The sequence below is a fragment of the Bacteroides sp. AF25-5LB genome (assembly GCF_003602965.1).
GTDB classification, from domain to species: domain Bacteria; phylum Bacteroidota; class Bacteroidia; order Bacteroidales; family Bacteroidaceae; genus Bacteroides; species Bacteroides uniformis.
Genome location: NZ_QTMC01000009.1, coordinates 98,006 through 115,661 on the forward strand (window position 1 = coordinate 98,006; position 17,656 = coordinate 115,661).

Below are 17,656 nucleotides of genomic sequence, written 5' to 3' on the forward strand. Positions count from 1 at the left end.
GTCTTATCTTGTTGCGTTATCCTTGATTTTTGATATTCTCGTCCACCACTTTTATCTTTTCTTTTACAAGTTCGATATCTGCTTTCAGCTTTTCCACCTTGCGGTTGATTTCTGTCAGCAGACTGTTTCCCTTTTTGGAAGAAGTGGTTAGGAAACCGAGATTGTTTTCATATGTCTGAAGCTCGTTCTTCATATTGTCGAAGGCACGTACCAGCTTCTCACGTTCCCGGTAAAGGGCTTGTGGACTACCTTCCTGAATGGAGCTGATAGTCGACTTGAAGTTGCTTAGCTTCTTGTTGGAGGCGCTGATGTTGAAGCGTTCAAACAATTTGTCTACCTGGCTGTGGTATTGCTTATAGATTCGGTCTTTCTCTTTGAAAGGTACATGTCCTACGCCGTTCCACTCTTTCATGAGGTCGCGTACCAGTTGGGTAGCTTCCTCCGTATCCATTTGGTCATCGATAACATTCAGTTTCTCGATGATGGCTTTTTTCTTTTCCAGATTTTCCTGCTCTACGCTGCGCTGTGAAGAAGTGGCTTTGTTCTTTTGTTCGAAGAAGTAGTCACAAGCGGAGATGAAACGTTTCCATACGGCATCCGAATATTTTTTTGCTACCGGACCAATGGTTTTCCATTCTTTCTGAAGTTTGGTCAGTTCATCGGCGGTTGCTTTCCAGTCGGTACTGTCCTTCAGAGCTTCTGCTTTTTCGCACAAGGCACGCTTCTTTTCCAGGTTTTCGTTCATACCTTCCTTCAGGCTCTTGAAGAACTCTCCCTTTCTACGGAAGAACTCGTCGCACGCTTTGCGGAAACGTTCGAAAATCTTCACGTTCATTTTTTGCGGAGCGAAACCAATGGTTTTCCATTTGTTTTGAAGTGCGATGACTTCTTGCGTCTTGCTCTCCCAAGAAGCAAAGCTTGTCAGTTCTTTGTAGTCAATGGCTTCTATGATTTCGCAAATTACAGTCTTTTGGTCAAGATTGTGCTGTTCCACTTCCTTCAATGCTTCGAAATGTTGCTGGTGACGTCGGTTTACGGTTGTAGAGGCAGCTTTGAAACGTGCCCAGATTTCGTCGCGTAGTTCCTTGGCTACCGGCCCTGTATCACGAAATTCTTGATGTAGCTTCTGTAACTGATGGAAAGCTGAAACTACATCCTCTTCATCCGCCAGCTTTTCGGCAGCTTCACAGAGATGTGTCTTGATTTCCAAATTCTTCTTGAAATCGTATTCGCGGAATTCATTGTTCAGTTTCAGAAGGTCATAGAATTTCTCAACATACAATTGGTAGTTTTTCCAAAGCTCGTTGACCTTAGCTTGCGGAACGAGTTTAACTTCGTTCCATTGCTGCTGTAGTTTCTTGAACTCCGTATAGCTCTTGTTGGCGTCATCTGGAGATTCAACCAGCTCCTTCAGCTCTTCGATGATGGAAAGCTTTACCTGCAGGTTCATTTCCTTTTGCTTCTCCAGTTCGGCTGTGAGTGCACTTCTTTTTTCTTTGATGACGGACATGATATTCTTGAACTCTTCCTCCACACAGTCTGTTTGTGGAACAAAGTTCTCCGCGGCGCCTCCGTTTTCAATGAACAGTTTTCTCGCCGCATCCTGCTCAGCATTGTGCAGCTTGTAGAAAGATTGCTTCAAACCGTCTATTTCAGGTTTTGCCACGTTCTCCACGTCTGCAACCACCTCTTTGAGTTTGGCAAGTATTTCCTCTTTCGTGAGCTTCAGAACTGACTCTACCGGCTTTTTTGAAACGATTTCTTCAGCGGGAGTTTCTGTTGTTGCCGGTTCAGAAACCTCTGCTGTCTTCTTTTCTTCTTCTAATTCCACCGGCTTTTCGGGGAGATTAGTGTCATGAGTGTCCGTCATTGTATTTACTTTTTTAGAAACGGGTTCCTCCCGTTCGGGTTACATTAGGCTACAAATTAATGAAATAAAATGATTACTTCATACAATTTGCCTTGATTTTTTTCTATTTTCTTGTTTTTATGACAGTAAGACTGTGATACCCATGTACAGCATCATGCCTATAATGTCATTGGTGATGGAGATAAATGGGCCGGTGGCAATGGCCGGGTCAACCTTCAGCTTCTCTAAAGTCATGGGGACTAGCGTTCCGAAGATGGAGGCGAACATGACGACTGCAAAGAGGCTGATGGAGACGGAATAAGTGACCGTAGCCGTAGCTCCGAACCGGATAAAATTATAAATGTATACTAGCAGGGAAATGATGGTTGCATTGATAACCGCCACTACAGCTTCCTTAGCTACCTGTTTGAAGATGTCTTTGGCATCCAGTGAGCTGTTGGCAAGGCCTTGTACGATGATGGCAGACGACTGGGTTCCCACGTTTCCCCCCGTACCGCCAATCAACGGAATATAAAGGGCCATTTCCGGGTGGGCGGCGAAAGTCGTGTCGAAGTTGCCCAATATCATGGAGTTGCCTATACCTCCCAGCATACCGATGAGTAGCCATGGAAGGCGGGCTGAAGTTTGGCGCATAACATTATCGTCCGTTTCTACATCTTGGGACAAACCGGATGCCAGCTGGTAATCACGTTCCGACTGTTCGCGGACTTCGTCCATGACGTCGTCTACGGTAATCTGGCCTACCAGGCGCCCGATGCTGTCTACAACAGGAACTGCCACTAAGTCATACTTTTCGATGATTTGCACCACTTCGTCAATGGGGGTATCTACATGGACGGAGATAGGATCTTTTCGCATCACATGCTTTACCTTGGAGACAGAAGGGGAAGTTATCATTTTCTTTAATGGGAATACTCCTTGCAGACGGTCTTCGTCGTCGATGACGTATACGTAGTAAATTTCATCCAGCTTTTCAGCTTGCAGGCGCATTTCCTTCAGACACTCCGGCATACTCCAGTTTTCATTGACAGTCACCATTTCCGTACCCATCAAACCACCGGCAGTGTCTTCATCATATTTCAGCAGGTCAACGATGTCACCGGCTTGTTCTATATCTTCGATGTGCGAAAGTATTTCCTCCTGCTTGTCTTCATCGAGTTCGCGCATCAGGTCTACGGCATCGTCCGTGTCCATATAATCCACGAAACGTTTGGCAATGGTCTCCGAAGGAAGAAGTTCCAGGAATTCTTTCCGGATGTCTTCGTCCATTTCAACCAGTACATCCGCTGCCGTTTCGTTGTCAAGGAGGCGGTAAACGAAGCGGGCTTCCTCCAAGCCGAGGTCATTGCATAGTTCTGCAATATCCGCCGGATGAAGGTCGGTCAAAAGTGTCTTGACGTTTTCCGCGTCTTTCTGTTCTATCAGGCTTTTGACTTTGTCTATATATTCTTCGTCTATTTCCATGATTATTCGTGTTTAATCACTAACCATTAATCATTAATTGTTCTCAATGCCTGCTCCACTTGGTTGGTCAGCTGAATAAATTCCTTTACGGACAGTTGTTCCGGGCGTTTATTAAATAATACGTCCTCCGTCAGTGGACAGTCTTTGCCGAGTATCGGTTTTATGGAGTTCCGCAGTGTCTTGCGTCGTTGGTTGAACGTGGTTTTCACTACTTGCTTGAACAATTTCTCGTCGCAGCCTAAATCGTGCGTTTCATTGCGCATCATGCGGATGACGGCACTTTTAACTTTTGGGGGCGGGTTGAAGACATGTTCGTGTACCGTAAACAAGTACTCCACTTTGTACCATGCTTGTATCAGTACACTTAGGATTCCGTATGTCTTGCTGCCCGGCCCGGCGGCTATGCGCTCGGCTACTTCCTTTTGTATCATACCCGTACAGCAGGGAATCAGATCCTTATATTCCAGCATTTTGAAGAATATCTGGCTGGAGATATTATAAGGATAGTTTCCCGTCAGCACAAAAGGTTGCCCGCCAAACAACCGTTGCAGGTTCATTTTGAGGAAATCGTCCTCAATGATGTTGTCTTCCAGTTGCGGATAGGCTTCCCGTAGGTAGGCCACTGACTCGTAGTCCAGTTCTACTACTTTGACGTTGCGTTCTTTGGGCAGAAGAAACTGGGTCAGTACTCCCATTCCCGGACCAACTTCGAGGATGGGAATTTCGGGACAGACATCTACCGTGTCGGCAATGTCTTGTGCCACTTTCAGGTCTTTCAGGAAGTGTTGCCCGAGAAACTTTTTAGGTTTAACTACTCTCATGTATCAACTAAATCATTACTTTTGCTCCGTAAACGTAGGCTGTAGCGTGAACAACAACCTATCTTTACACGGAGCAAAGGTAGTTCTTTTCAATGAAGAATGAAGAATGAAGAATGAAGAATTTGGGAATATCGTATGAATAAGCTGCTAAAAAAAACGTTGAAAATCATCTTACCCATTTTATTGGGTGGTTTTATCCTCTATTGGGTATATCGTGATTTTGACTTTTCAAAGGCAGAAGAAGTTCTACTTCATCAGACGAACTGGTGGTGGATGTTGTTGTCCTTGTTCTTCGGTGTGATGAGCCATGTGTTGCGAGGCTGGCGTTGGAAGCAGACTTTGGAGCCACTGGATGCTCATCCCAAAACAAGCGATTGCGTCGATGCCATTTTCGTATCTTATGCCACCAATCTGGTACTGCCCCGTGTGGGAGAGGTTTCACGTTGTGGAGTACTTGCCAAATATGATAATGTTTCCTTTGCGAAGTCCTTGGGGACGGTGGTGACAGAGCGGTTGGTAGATACGCTTTGCATTCTGCTGATTACGGGGATTACTTTTTTGGTGCAGATGCCCGTTTTTTTCCGTTTTTTTGAGGAGACGGGCACCAAGATTCCATCACTGATGCATCTTGTGACTTCTCCTTGGTTTTATGTGGCTCTTTTTTCTATTATTGGTGTTCTGGTACTTCTCTATTTTCTGTTGCGTATGCTCTCTTTTTTTGAAAAGGTGAAGGGGGTAGTCTTGAATATATGGGAAGGTGTGATGTCGCTTAAGAATGTGAAGAATGTGCCTTTGTTTGTTCTTTACACTTTACTTATTTGGCTATGCTATTTTTATCATTTCTATATAACTTTCTATTGCTTCCAGTTTACAGAGCACCTTAGTTTCCTTGCCGGAATGGTGATGTTTGTCGGAGGAACGTTTGCAGTCATTGTTCCTACGCCCAACGGGGCAGGTCCCTGGCACTTTGCTGTCATCACTATGATGATGCTTTATGGGGTAAATGCTACGGATGTGGGTGTCTTTGCGCTGATAGTGCATGGCATACAGACGTTGCTGGTGATAGTGCTGGGCATCTACGGGTCGTTGCACCTGGTGTTGGCGAATAGGACAAAGAAATAGACGTTTCTTGTGGTGAGTTCCTATATTGTTATTTCTTATGTTAGAGGACAGAAACAGTTATTTATAGAGAACCACTGTAGTACTCCTTTAAAAGTACTGTAATACTTCTTTGCAATAACTTCGGCATTTCCTTATATGTACTGGAGTCGTAAAGGTTGTTGGAAGATTGGTTTCTTTAAACGATATTGTTGCTTGTATATGGAAGCGGGAGAAATTCCTAAATGATGTAAAAGCCATATTTAAGATAGCCGATGATTTAGTACTTTAGAAAAATCCCGGTTTATTGTACTTTCCGAGAATAAACCGTTATATTTGCGAAAACTAACTTTTTAGAATTATGAGTACAATCTTACAGTTAGCTCCACAGAATGTATGGAAGCACTTTTATTCACTGACCCAGATTCCCCGTCCGTCAGGACATATGGAGAAGATTACCAAATTCCTTATTGATTTTGGAAAAGGCTTGGGGTTGGAATCATTTGTCGACGAGGTCGGCAATGTTATTATTCGTAAGCCTGCCACTCCGGGTATGGAAAACCGCAAGGGCGTCATCCTTCAGGCGCATATGGACATGGTGCCCCAGAAGAACAACGATACTATCCACGATTTTACAACAGATCCCATTGAAACCTATGTTGACGGTGATTGGGTGAAAGCCAAAGGAACCACGCTGGGGGCAGATAATGGTTTGGGAGTGGCTGCCATTATGGCGGTACTTGAAGATAATAACTTGAAGCATGGTCCATTGGAAGCTCTGATTACTAAGGATGAAGAAACGGGAATGTATGGTGCATTCGGCTTGAAACCGGGAACTATGCAAGGGGAAATTCTGCTGAACCTTGACTCTGAGGACGAAGGAGAACTCTATATCGGCTGTGCCGGTGGTCTTGATATTACTGCTACTTTGGAATATAAGGAGGAGATGCCTATGGTCGATTTCGTTGCTCGTAAAATTACGTTGAAAGGTTTGCGTGGCGGTCATTCCGGTTTGGAAATCAATGAAGGGCGCGGTAATGCCAATAAATTGCTGGCACGTATCGTACATGATTTGCTGATTGAGTTTGACTCCCAGCTGGCAAGTTTTGAAGGTGGCAATATGCGTAATGCTATCCCTCGCGAAGCACATGCGGTATTGGTGTTCAATCCTGAGGATATGGACGGTTTGGAAGATTATATGAAGGAATACGAGGCACAACTGAATGACGAATATGCTCCGATTGAAAGTGGTATTACTCTGAGTGTAGAAGAGGTGACTCTACCTGCTGCCGTTGTTCCCTCAGAAATCCAGGATAATATGATTAACGTGTTGATGGCTTGCCAGAATGGTGTGATGCGTATGATTCCTACTGTTCCCGATACTGTAGAAACCTCCTCTAATTTGGCTATCGTAACCATTGCAGATGGTAAGGCCGAAGTTCGTATTTTGGCGCGTAGTTCTTGCGATACAATGAAGGATTTCCTGGCAGACAGCCTGACAGCTTGTTTCGCTATGGCAGGTATGAAGGTGGAATTGAGTGGTGGTTATTCCGGATGGCAGCCCAATGTGGATTCTCCTATACTGCATGCCATGAAGCTGTCCTATAAGCAGCAGTTTGGTGTGGAACCTGCCGTGAAGGTTATTCATGCAGGTCTGGAATGCGGTATTATTGGTGCCAATTGTCCAGGACTTGATATGATTTCTTTCGGTCCCACTTTGCGTTCTCCGCATTCACCGGACGAGCGTGCGTTAATTCCTACTGTTTCCAAGTTCTATAGTTTCTTGGTGGCTACATTGGAGCAGACTCCTGAAAAGTAGAGAATACTTTATGTTATGAATAGGGGCGGGGTGCTTTATAAGTATCCTGCCTTTTTTTGTCTGTGACAGTTTGTCCTCTTTCTGCCAGAATGTCTCGGACTTATTACAATGCATGTCAATATCCTTTCACTTTCTCCTTGAAAATTGACTTAAGTCAAGAAATATGTTATAAAACATGTTTTTTATCCATTTTTTGCTTGTTATCTTGAACAAAGGCTCTATTTTTGTGTTGTAAAACATGAAAACAATAGAAAACTAGTAGATTTTTTAAGGATAACAAGATTGATTTTAGGAGGATAACAAAATGAAAGTGTTAAAGAGTTTTTTTAAGCATGTCGGCGAAGCCGATAAGAACATTTGGGGGTATGTAATGCTTTAAGCATTCCTCCCCTTTCGTGAAGTATTGAATTTTAGTTTTCAGGTATTGGTTTAATTTTTTAAGATTATGAAAAAGAAGATTGCAAATTCATTTAAGCACATTCTTACCGCCGCTGGTAAGAATTGGATGGAGGCAATGAGATATTATAGCCTCCAAATGTGAGTACACTAACATTTAAGTATAGAACAAGGGATATGTTTGCAAAACATATCCCTTGTTTTTTTGTAGGAGTAGAATAAGATTTTTTATATCTAAAAGTACATTTGTTTGAACTTTATTCACTTCCTTTGTTATTAATACAAAGACTAACAAACGAATAATCATGAGAGTAATTCAAAGAATTTGTAGCATATTGTTGCTGCTGGTTACATTTGGGGGGTCGGCATTGTATGCGCAGACGTACGATAAGTTGTGGAAGCAGGTGGAGCAGGCTCAAAAGAAAAGCCTGCCTCAAACAGTGATAAAACTGGCTGATGAAATCTATCGGAAAGGTCGGCAAGAGCAGAATGCTCCGCAAATGTTGAAAGCCTACATTTGTAGGGAGACTTATCAAGAGGGGCTGACTCCGGACAGCCTTTACTCCAGTCTGAAATATATGGAATCTTGGGCACAATCGGAGAGGAATCCTGTGAACAAGGCTATTCTACACTCTTTGTTGGCATATGAATATGTTGACTTGATGCGGAAGAATCGCCGTGTCTTGCTGTCACGTACTCTACTGGCTGTTGACGAGGTCCCGGAAGATATCCGTGAGTGGAGTATCAGCCAGTTTGTGGATAAAATAGATAGGTGTAACCGTGCATCCTTGCAGGATTCCATCCGCTTGCTTGATACATCTGCAGAAAAATATGTGCCTTTTGTGGTGTTGGAAGACGGTAGCCGGTTCTATGGGCACGATATGTACCATCTATTGGTAAGCCGTGCTGTTGATGCTTATCGGCAGCTGGATGGTTTCAGCGTAGATTCTTTGGTACAGACCCGTATCGAAAGGATTTATCTGGATATGATGAATGCTTATCGACATCGTGCCGGTTCGGAAGATGCTATGTTGCTCTGTTCTCTTGATTATTGGAGCTGGAAGCTGACCGGTGGTATCAGCCAGCAGCCTTATCCTACTTTCCGAATGCGTCAGGAAAAGGCTAATCGGGAATATCTTGAGGTTTTGGATAAATTGATAAAGGAATACGGTTCACGAGAGGTTTGTGCCGAGGTTTACATTCATAAAGCCAACCACCTGCGCCGTTTGGAACCGAAACGCGCTGATGAGGCTCTAAAAGTCTGTGAAGAAGGCTTGAAGCGCTATCCTGCGTATAAGCGTATCAATGAGTTGAAAAATATCCGTGAACAGATTTTGCAGCCTGAACTCATTCTGACTATGAATGAAAGCGGTTATCCCGGCGATTCGGTAAATATGAGACTGCATTATCGTAATGTCGGGGGCTTCACTCTCAACTTATATGCCACTACTTTAAGTGAAGTGCCTTGGATGGACCATGGTATAAATAAAGATACTTATAGAAAGTATGCCCGGAAGTTTTCTTCCACGCATTTTGGCTTAAAGCCGTTGCCAGGCAAGGATAAATTGCCTGAAGATGTCCCTTATCTTGCCTCGGACACTGTATTTAAGTTCATGATACCTCGGGAAACGGGAGTCTATATTCTTCAAATAGTACCTGATGCTGAAACGGCCCGTACAGATGATAAATTTTTGGTATCTACTCGCTTCAAGGTGCTGACATTGGATTTGGGTGACGACCGTATGGAAGTGGTTACATTGGATGCCCGTAGCGGACAGCCGATTGCTGATGCCAAGGTGAGTTTCTACTCTTCTTATGATGAGAAGAATAGAAAAGTGATGGCAGAGGTACTGACTGATGCCGGGGGGAAAGCTGTATTACCCTGGCAGAGTGGAATCCGAAGTTATGTGGCGCGTAAAGGCAGAGACACAGGTATGATGCCGCAGAATGTTTATATGAATCATTCTTATTACGGTATAAAGGATACAGATTGGAGGCAGATGGCATTGCTGACAGACCGTTCGCTTTATCGCCCCGGGCAGACCGTCCATGTAAAAGGAATAGCTTACAAACAGAACAGTGATAATGCCCAGGTGCTACAAGGAGTTGATTATGAGCTTGTCTTGTTGGATGCCAACCGAAAGGAACTTGCCACTAGGAAGGTGCAGACCAATGATTTCGGCTCTTTTGCTACGGAGTTTGTACTTCCGGCAGCTTGCCTGAATGGCATGTTCAGTATACGGACTAAAGAGCCTCAATCTACCGTCACTTTTAGGGTAGAGGAGTACAAGCGACCTACGTTTGAGATTGCCTTCACTCCGGTTTCGGAAGCTTACCGACTGGGGGGCAAGGTAGTGTTGAAAGGAAATGTCAAGGCTTTCAATGGCATGATGGTACAGGATGTGCCATTGGCATATACGGTGACTCGCCGGAATCCGAGACCTGGCTATTGGAGCAATGCTGATAAACCATTACTGTCTGACACCATACAATTGGATGCCAACGGGGATTTTTCCATACCCTTGACTTTAGAGGTTCCGGTTGTAGATACAGACGGGTATGGAAGTGTGTATACTTATCATGTGGAGGCGGTGGTGACGGATGAGGCTGGTGAAACGCAGTCCGCTTCGTATAACTTGCTGGCAGGCCCTAAGGCTTATTCCTTTGATGTCCGCCTGCCTCAATATGTTTGTAAGGAAGATAGCATGCTGTTCACTTTTAGAGTGAATAATATGATGAATGTTCCTCAAGATATGAAAGGCTCCTATTATCTGTATCCATTAACAGAACGGGATCGGGGGAGGAATATAGGAGACTCTGACCCTTTGACTGATGTAATATTAGAGGGGGACTTCATGGCCAATCGGCTCCAGGATTTTTCGGCTTGGAACAAGCTTCCTTCAGGTAACTATCGTTTGAAACTTTCCGTGCGTGATAGTTTGGGACGTGAAGAGAATAACGGGGCATATGGCAGTGACAGTTTCATGCTCTTTTCAAAGAGTGACAAGTGTCCGGCTGCGTTTACAGATTTCTTTTATTATAAAGAAAATGAGGAATTTGATGTACAGCACCCTGCCGCTTTTCTGTTGGGGACTTCTTATCGGGATGCATATGTGCTGATGGATGTATTTTGTGAGAGAAAACGCATTGAAAGCCGTGTGTTGCAGTTGAATGATACTATTATCCGTATGGAATTCCCTTATAAGGAAGCATATGGCAAGGGAATCACCGTTCTTTTCAGTTTTGTGAAAGATGGTGAGATGTATAACCATCAGGTTGAACTGAAGAAGCGGCAGCCTGAACGTGCTCTCGGCATGAAATGGGAAGTGTTCCGTGACCGTTTGCATCCCGGACAAGAGGAAGAGTGGAAGCTCGTCATAAAGACGCCTCAAGGTATGCCTGCTGCGGCTGAAATGCTGGCTACGATGTACGACGCTTCACTGGATAAGATTTATAAGAGTAACCAGATACTACGGGTCTTCTATCCGGATAATCTGTATGGAGCATTCCGTGGTGCGAGCCGTTATAATAGCAATTACTTCTCCATTTATTTCCCGTTGAAGGCTTGGAGGGTTCCGGTGTGGTCGTTTGACCACTTCTGTTCTCCTTATATGGATGGAAGGATGCGGATAGTGATGGTAGAAGACAATGCGCTTTTGGAAGAAGTAAGTGTTGTGGGATATGGGACTACCCGGAATGGCTCTTTGACCGGTAATCTTAGAATACGTGGTGCCAACCAGCCGATGCTTGCTTCTAAAGCAGAATCTGGGAATGCCGTTGAAGTGAAATATGTTCCTGCACAAGTAGTGGAAGATGTTGTTTTTGAATCGGAAACGATACCGGTTGGCGAGGCCTTGCAACCTATTGAGGGACTTCGCACCAATTTTGCCGAAACAGCCTTTTTTTATCCTCAACTTCGTACCAACGAACAAGGGGAGCTTGCATTTTCCTTTACGATGCCGCAGAGTTTGACCCGTTGGAATTTCCGTGGTTACTCACATACTAAGGATATGCAGACTGGGATGTTGGATGCTTCTGTTGTAACTGCCAAGGAGTTTATGCTGACTCCGAATATGCCTCGGTTTGTCCGCGTAGGAGATAAAACACAGATAGTCGGAACAATAGCCAATCTGACGGGTAAAGCGGTGAAAGGAACAGCTGTATTCACACTGTTCGACCCTATGACGGAGAAAGTTATTGCTACTCAGCGTCAGAAATTCTCAGTAGAAGCAGGAAGAAATACTGCCGTCAACTTCCATTTTGATGTGTCCGACTGCTATGATTTGCTTGGTGTCCGTATGGTCGCTGATGGAGGCGCGTTCAGCGATGGCGAGCAGCATCTGTTGCCCGTATTAAGTAATAAGGAGTACATTACGGAAACGCTTGCTATGCCTATTCGTGGCGAAGAGACCCGTACGTTCTCATTAGACAGCCTTTTCAATCGTAATAGCCGTACAGCGACAGACCGTCGTCTAACTGTAGAATTTACCGGGAATCCGGCTTGGTATGCTGTACAAGCGTTGCCGGCATTGAGCCTGCCTGCCAATGATAATGCCATTTCTTGGGCTACAGCTTGGTATGCCAATAGTCTGGCAGGCTTCATTGCCAACAGCCAGCCCCGCATTAAGACTGTATTTGACAGTTGGAAGGCTGCCGGTGGTACGAAAGAAACCTTCCTCAGCCAGTTGGAGAAGAATCAGGATGTGAAGAATATCCTGCTCAGCGAGTCTCCGTGGGTACTGGAAGCTACTACTGAAGCCGAACAGCAGGCACGTATTGCCACGCTGTTTGATATCAACCAACTGAATAACCGCAATCTTTCCGCTTTTACCAAATTGAAAGAATTGCAGGGTGAAGACGGTGGATGGAGCTGGTATAAAGGAATGCCCGGTAGCTGCTATATAACTGGCTATATTACAGAATTACTTGTTCGTCTTCCTTTGCTGACGAAAAATGAGCTGCCTGAAGAAGTTGCCGCCATGCGGCAGAAAGCTTTCGGCTATTTGAATCGGCAGGCTTTGGAAGAATATCGCAATATCCGTAAATCTGAGAAAAATGGCGCTAGAATTACTGTCAACTCGGAAGCTGCCATGACGTATCTGTATCTGATTGCTGTCAGCGGTGAAAAAGTACCGGCTGCAAACCAGGATGCTTACCGTTACTTCTTGTCGAAAGTTGGGGCCAATCTTAAAGATGGAACAATGAGCAGCAAGGCGCAGTCTGCCATCATTCTGAAAGCGGTAGGGCGTACAGCCGAGGCGCATGAATTCATCGCCTCTCTCAAGGAACACTTGGTACAGACGGATGAACTGGGTGCATACTTTGCTTTCCAGGCAAATCCGTACAACTGGGGTATGCTACCCATCCCTGCCCATGTAGAAGTAATGGAAGCCCTGCGTATGGCAGGTGGCAACGATGCTTTGGTGGAGGAAATGAAACTCTGGCTGCTGAAACAGAAGCAGACTGTCAGCTGGAATTCTCCGGTTGCAACGGCTGATGCTGTTTATGCATTGCTTTGTCAGGGCACTAACCTGCTGGAAAGCCGGGGAGACGTACGTATTACGTTAGGCAACGAAGTTCTGGAAACATTGTCGCCTGCAAAGACCATAATCCCAGATTTAGGTTATGTCAAGGAAACTTTCATTCAAGGAAGTCCGGAGCTGAAAGCTAAAACCGTTACAGTAGAGAAACGGGATGCAGGCATTGCCTGGGGAGCTGTTTATGCCCAGTATCTGTCACCCATATCCGATGTAAAGCAGCAGGGTGGTGAATTGAATGTAGAGAAGAAACTTTATGTAGAGCGTATATCGGCCAGTGGCGGCAAGTCCTTGCAACCGGTTGCGGAAGGGACCGTATTATCCGTCGGTGATAAAATAGTGGCCCGTTTGACTATCCGCTTGGATCGTGCTATGGATTTTGTTCAGTTGAAAGACCTGCGGGGTGCCTGCTTTGAACCTATAGGCTCGCTTTCCGGTTATCGTTGGAGTAATGGCCTCGGTTATTATGCAGAAGTGGAAGATGCCGCAACCAATTTCTTCTTCGACCATTTGGGCAAAGGCGTTTATGTCTTAGAGCACAGTTATCGCATAGCCCGTGGCGGAACATACGAAACGGGGCTGGCCACTATACAATGTGCGTATGCTCCGGAGTATGCTTCGCATTCGGCGGGAGGGATAATTGTAATAAAGTAACAATAGAGTATGGAGCGCAATTTGTACAAATTGCGCTCCTCTATTTTAGGTACTCTCGCTAAAAACACCTATTTTTGTCCGGCTAATATTGAATAAGAGTAGCAGAATTAGGAAATCTTGATATTAAAAAATAGATGAAGAGGATATTGATCACTTTATATGTGCTTGCAAGTGTGGCATTGGCTGCCGTAGCGCAAGCTCGTTTTACCTCGAATACAGAGATGTACAGTTTCGGCCAGATAGAATGGAAGCATCCCGTGACTGTGCAATATACCATCACCAATACGGGTGACCGGCCTTTAGTGCTTACAGAAGTGGAGCCGGATTGTGCCTGCTCCGTAGCTCAGTGGACAAAAACGCCTATTGCTCCGGGGGCAAAAGGAACGGTGAATGTGACTTTTGATGCTAAGGCATTGGGGCATTTCCAGAAATCCGTGGCTATTTACAGCAATGCGCAACCCAATCTGGTCTATTTGAAATTCAATGGTGAAGTAGTACAGGAAATCAAGGACTTTACCAAGACGCATCCCTATCTTATCGGTCAGATACGTATTGACAAGAACAGCCTCGATTTTCCCGATATTCAGCATGGTGAGCAGCCGGTGATTCATATCGGCGTGGTCAATCTTTCCGACCGTCCTTATGAACCGGTACTGATGCATCTACCCCCTTATTTGCAGACAAAAGTAGAACCTAATGTATTGCAAAAGGGAGAAAAAGGAGTGATTACACTTACATTGAATTCGGAAAGACTGACTGACCTCGGACTGACTCAAGCGTCGGTCTATCTTTCTCGCTTCTCCGGTGACAAGGTGGGCGATGAAAACGAAATTCCCGTTTCTGCCATTCTTTTACCGGATTTCTCCGGAATGACGGAAGTGGAGAAGGCTAATGCTCCTGCCATCAACCTTTCTACCAAAGAAGTTGATATGAGTGCGATATTGGCCAAGAAGTCAAAAGCACGTCAAGATATTACCATTACCAATACCGGGCGTTCTCCTTTACAGATAAACAAGCTCCAGGTATTCCACCCGGCAGTGGGAGTTAACCTCAAGAAGAGTGTATTGCAACCCGGTGAAAGCACTCGCCTGCGGGTAACGGTAGTGAAGAAGAATATAGGCAAGAAGCGCCGTCATCTGCGTCTGCTGATGATTACCAATGACCCGATGCAGCCGAAAGTTGAAATCAACATCAAGTAATGTTCTAATGTGAGGAATGTGCCAATATGCTAATGGAGATAGTAGAGATTGTCATAAAAGCCTATTAATATATTCAGCACATTCCTCATATTAGCACATTAGCATATTAACCATATTAGCACATTAAACCATGGAACATCCCGAAAATAATGAAGCATATAAAGGCTTGGTTGTCAATGCAGGCATTGAGCAACCTTCATCGGTCAATCCTTACTTGAAGAACCGTCCCAGGCGGAAGAAACGCGAGCTTTCCGTATCAGACTATGTGGAGGGCATAGTGAAAGGTGATGTTACGGTACTCAGCCAGGCTGTGACGCTGGTGGAAAGTGTGAAACCGGAGCACCAGACTGTGGCGCAGGAGGTGATAGAGAAGTGTTTGCCCTATTCGGGAAACTCTGTTCGTGTGGGCATCAGTGGTGTGCCCGGTGCTGGTAAAAGTACCTCTATTGATGTATTTGGCTTGCATGTACTGGAGGAACACGGAGGCAAGTTGGCCGTTCTTGCCATTGACCCGAGCAGCGAACGCAGCAAAGGCAGTATTCTCGGTGATAAGACGCGTATGGAGAAGCTCTCCGTTCATCCCAAGTCCTTTATACGTCCCAGTCCCTCTGCCGGTTCGCTGGGTGGCGTGGCACGCAAGACGCGTGAAACGATTGTGCTTTGTGAGGCTGCCGGTTTCGACAAGATATTTGTAGAGACAGTAGGGGTGGGGCAGAGTGAGACTGCCGTACATTCTATGGTAGACTTCTTCCTGCTGATACAGCTGGCGGGTACGGGCGATGAGTTGCAAGGCATCAAACGCGGCATCATGGAAATGGCCGATGGCATTGTTATTAATAAGGCTGATGGCGACAATCTGGAGCGGGCCAGACTGGCAGCAACGCAGTTCCGTAATGCGCTGCACCTCTTCCCGGCTCCGGAGAGCGGTTGGACACCCCAAGTGCTGACTTATTCCGGTTTCTATAATCTTGGTGTAAAAGAAGTGTGGGATATGGTCTACAAATACATTGACTTTGTGAAAGATAACGGCTATTTTGAATACCGCCGCAACGAGCAAAGCAAATACTGGATGTACGAGACCATTAACGAACAGCTGCGTGACAGCTTCTACCACAATCCGCAGATTGAAGCGATGCTGACTGGCAAGGAAAACCAAGTGCTACAAGGCAACTTGACTTCTTTTGTGGCTGCCAAGAACTTGCTGGACACCTATTTTGCAGAACTGAAGAAATAAGGGCATATCCCTTTCTCTATATCGATGACTAAGGAAAACAACATGGAAGTGGCGCGGCGGTTTACCCGCCGCCTTCATGAACTCCCTTCTGAGGAGCTGGAGCTCATTGCCGGTTTGTTTGTACGCCGTGAGGTGCACAAAGGAGAACTGTTGATTAGTGAGAAAGATATAGCCAGGGATATTGTTTTCGTAGAGAAAGGACTGCTTCGCCAGTTCTATTTCAAAGAAGGCCGGGACATTACAGAGAACTTTGCCTGCGATGGTGACGGCGCCATGTGTATCGTCAGCCTTTTCACCGGACGCCGTAATTGCCTTCAGCTGGAATCCCTGGAGGAAGGCGTCATCTGGAGCATTTCGTATGCAGGACTGGTCGAACTCTCTGAGCGCTATCTGCATATAGCCCGTCTGCTTCGTCATTTGTTGGAGGGGTCTTTAATGCTTTCCCAATATAAAGCAGACTCTTGGCGTTTCGAAACCTCACGCGAACGGTATGCGCGTTTCGTCAGAGATTATCCGGAGATAGCCCGGCGTGCCTCAGTCAACCACATAGCATCTTATCTGTTAATGACTCCCGAATCTCTGAGCCGGGTACGTGCCGGTGTGCTGTGACGGCGGAATGGCTGTCCTATACGGCTTTCCCTTCTTTCTCAAAGTCCTTGCGTGACTTGCTTTGTGTCACGATGTACACTCCCAGGAATACCAGGGCTATGGCTATCCCCTTTTCCAAATTGAACACTCCCAAGCCTAAGATGATGGCAACGGTTGAGGCCACGATGGGCTGCATGTAGTTGTACATGCTCACCACAGTGGGGCGCAACAGTCTCTGCGCACTCATTATGAAGATATAGGCAAGGAAGCTTCCACCCACAACCACATATCCCGCTTGCAGCAGGGCGGCTGTGGAGATGCTGCTCCACTGTATGGAAGCCACGTCGTGGTAAGAGAACGGGATGTAGCACATGGAGGCATAGACAAACATCCATTTGTTCAGGGTGATGGGAGAGTATTTCTGCGACAACCCCTTGAATACGGTCAGATAAATGGAGAAGCTGATTTGGGCGAGCAGGCAGAGAAGGTCTCCGATAAGGTTGCCATTGCCGGCACCGGTGGTCTGGCTGCTCATGATGAGTATAAATGCTCCCATAGCCCCTACAAAGATACCCAGCACTTTCTTGTTGGTGACCGGTTCTTTCAGATAGATTGCAGCTACTATCATGGTGACGATAGGCAGCGTGGTTGTAACGATGGAGGCGTCTATGGGCGAAGTCATGGAGAGGCCGAAGATATAGACACCCTGATTGAATACCAGGGCGAAGAGTGCGGCGAAGAATATCTTCAGCATGTCCCGGTGGTCCACCTGTTCGCGTTTGCAGAACAAGGAAAGGAGCCAGAAGCAGGCGGCTGCGCCTACCATGCGGAATGTGGTTACTGACAACGCGGAAAACTCCACCAGAGCCGACTTGCCTATAGGTGCCATCAAGCCCCATAAGATATTTGCGGTAAGGGCGAACAGATGCCCTTGAATGTTCTTGTTCATACTCTTTTGTTTTTTGCGGGTGCAAAA

At 45.7% G+C, this 17,656-nt stretch carries 10 protein-coding genes; 6 read left to right on the forward strand and 4 right to left on the reverse strand.

Translation table 11 applies throughout. From position 1 onward, the window contains the following. Positions 1-16 precede the first annotated feature (16 nt). The 3 genes from DWY57_RS11620 to rsmA form a co-directional block, all read right to left on the reverse strand. Positions 17-1,870 carry a DUF349 domain-containing protein gene (locus tag DWY57_RS11620; protein ID WP_117599306.1) on the reverse strand — a complete coding sequence of 618 codons (1,854 nt, stop codon included), beginning with the start codon at positions 1,868-1,870 and terminating at the stop codon, positions 17-19. A gap of 117 nt (positions 1,871-1,987) precedes the next feature. After that, positions 1,988-3,328 (reverse strand): magnesium transporter, encoded by a 1,341-nt coding sequence (gene mgtE, locus DWY57_RS11625; RefSeq protein WP_119961811.1) that lies wholly within the window; start codon positions 3,326-3,328, stop codon positions 1,988-1,990. Positions 3,329-3,360: 32 nt separating this feature from the next. Beyond that, entirely contained in the window at positions 3,361-4,155 is a 795-nt protein-coding gene (rsmA, locus tag DWY57_RS11630) for a 16S rRNA (adenine(1518)-N(6)/adenine(1519)-N(6))-dimethyltransferase RsmA (protein WP_119961787.1), read from the reverse strand. 135 nt (positions 4,156-4,290) lie between these two features. Here rsmA and DWY57_RS11635 point away from each other — a divergent pair, with 135 nt between their 5' ends. The 6 genes from DWY57_RS11635 (at position 4,291) to DWY57_RS11660 (ending at position 16,701) form a co-directional block, all read left to right on the forward strand. Beyond that, entirely contained in the window at positions 4,291-5,277 is a 987-nt protein-coding gene (locus DWY57_RS11635) for a lysylphosphatidylglycerol synthase transmembrane domain-containing protein (protein ID WP_119961788.1), read from the forward strand. A 337-nt stretch (positions 5,278-5,614) separates the two neighbouring features. After that, the gene (locus DWY57_RS11640) at positions 5,615-7,072 is read left to right on the forward strand and encodes an aminoacyl-histidine dipeptidase (protein WP_119961789.1); all 1,458 of its coding nucleotides are present in this window, start codon (positions 5,615-5,617) and stop codon (positions 7,070-7,072) included. A 701-nt stretch (positions 7,073-7,773) separates the two neighbouring features. Continuing rightward, complete coding sequence (locus DWY57_RS11645) at positions 7,774-13,659, forward strand: alpha-2-macroglobulin family protein (protein ID WP_119961790.1); 5,886 nt, start codon at positions 7,774-7,776, stop codon at positions 13,657-13,659. Between the two features lie 134 nt (positions 13,660-13,793). Beyond that, the gene (locus DWY57_RS11650) at positions 13,794-14,858 is read left to right on the forward strand and encodes a DUF1573 domain-containing protein (RefSeq protein ID WP_119961791.1); all 1,065 of its coding nucleotides are present in this window, start codon (positions 13,794-13,796) and stop codon (positions 14,856-14,858) included. A gap of 130 nt (positions 14,859-14,988) precedes the next feature. Then, a complete protein-coding gene (meaB, locus tag DWY57_RS11655; RefSeq protein WP_119961792.1) occupies positions 14,989-16,092 on the forward strand; it encodes a methylmalonyl Co-A mutase-associated GTPase MeaB in 1,104 nt (367 codons plus the stop codon). 24 nt (positions 16,093-16,116) lie between these two features. Further along, positions 16,117-16,701, forward strand: a complete 585-nt coding sequence (locus DWY57_RS11660; protein WP_005824006.1) for a Crp/Fnr family transcriptional regulator — start codon at positions 16,117-16,119, stop codon at positions 16,699-16,701. Between the two features lie 16 nt (positions 16,702-16,717). On the opposite strand, the gene DWY57_RS11665 is transcribed toward DWY57_RS11660, so the two are convergent. Continuing rightward, the gene (locus tag DWY57_RS11665) at positions 16,718-17,629 is read right to left on the reverse strand and encodes a DMT family transporter (RefSeq protein WP_119961793.1); all 912 of its coding nucleotides are present in this window, start codon (positions 17,627-17,629) and stop codon (positions 16,718-16,720) included. Between the last annotated feature and the right edge of the window lie 27 nt (positions 17,630-17,656).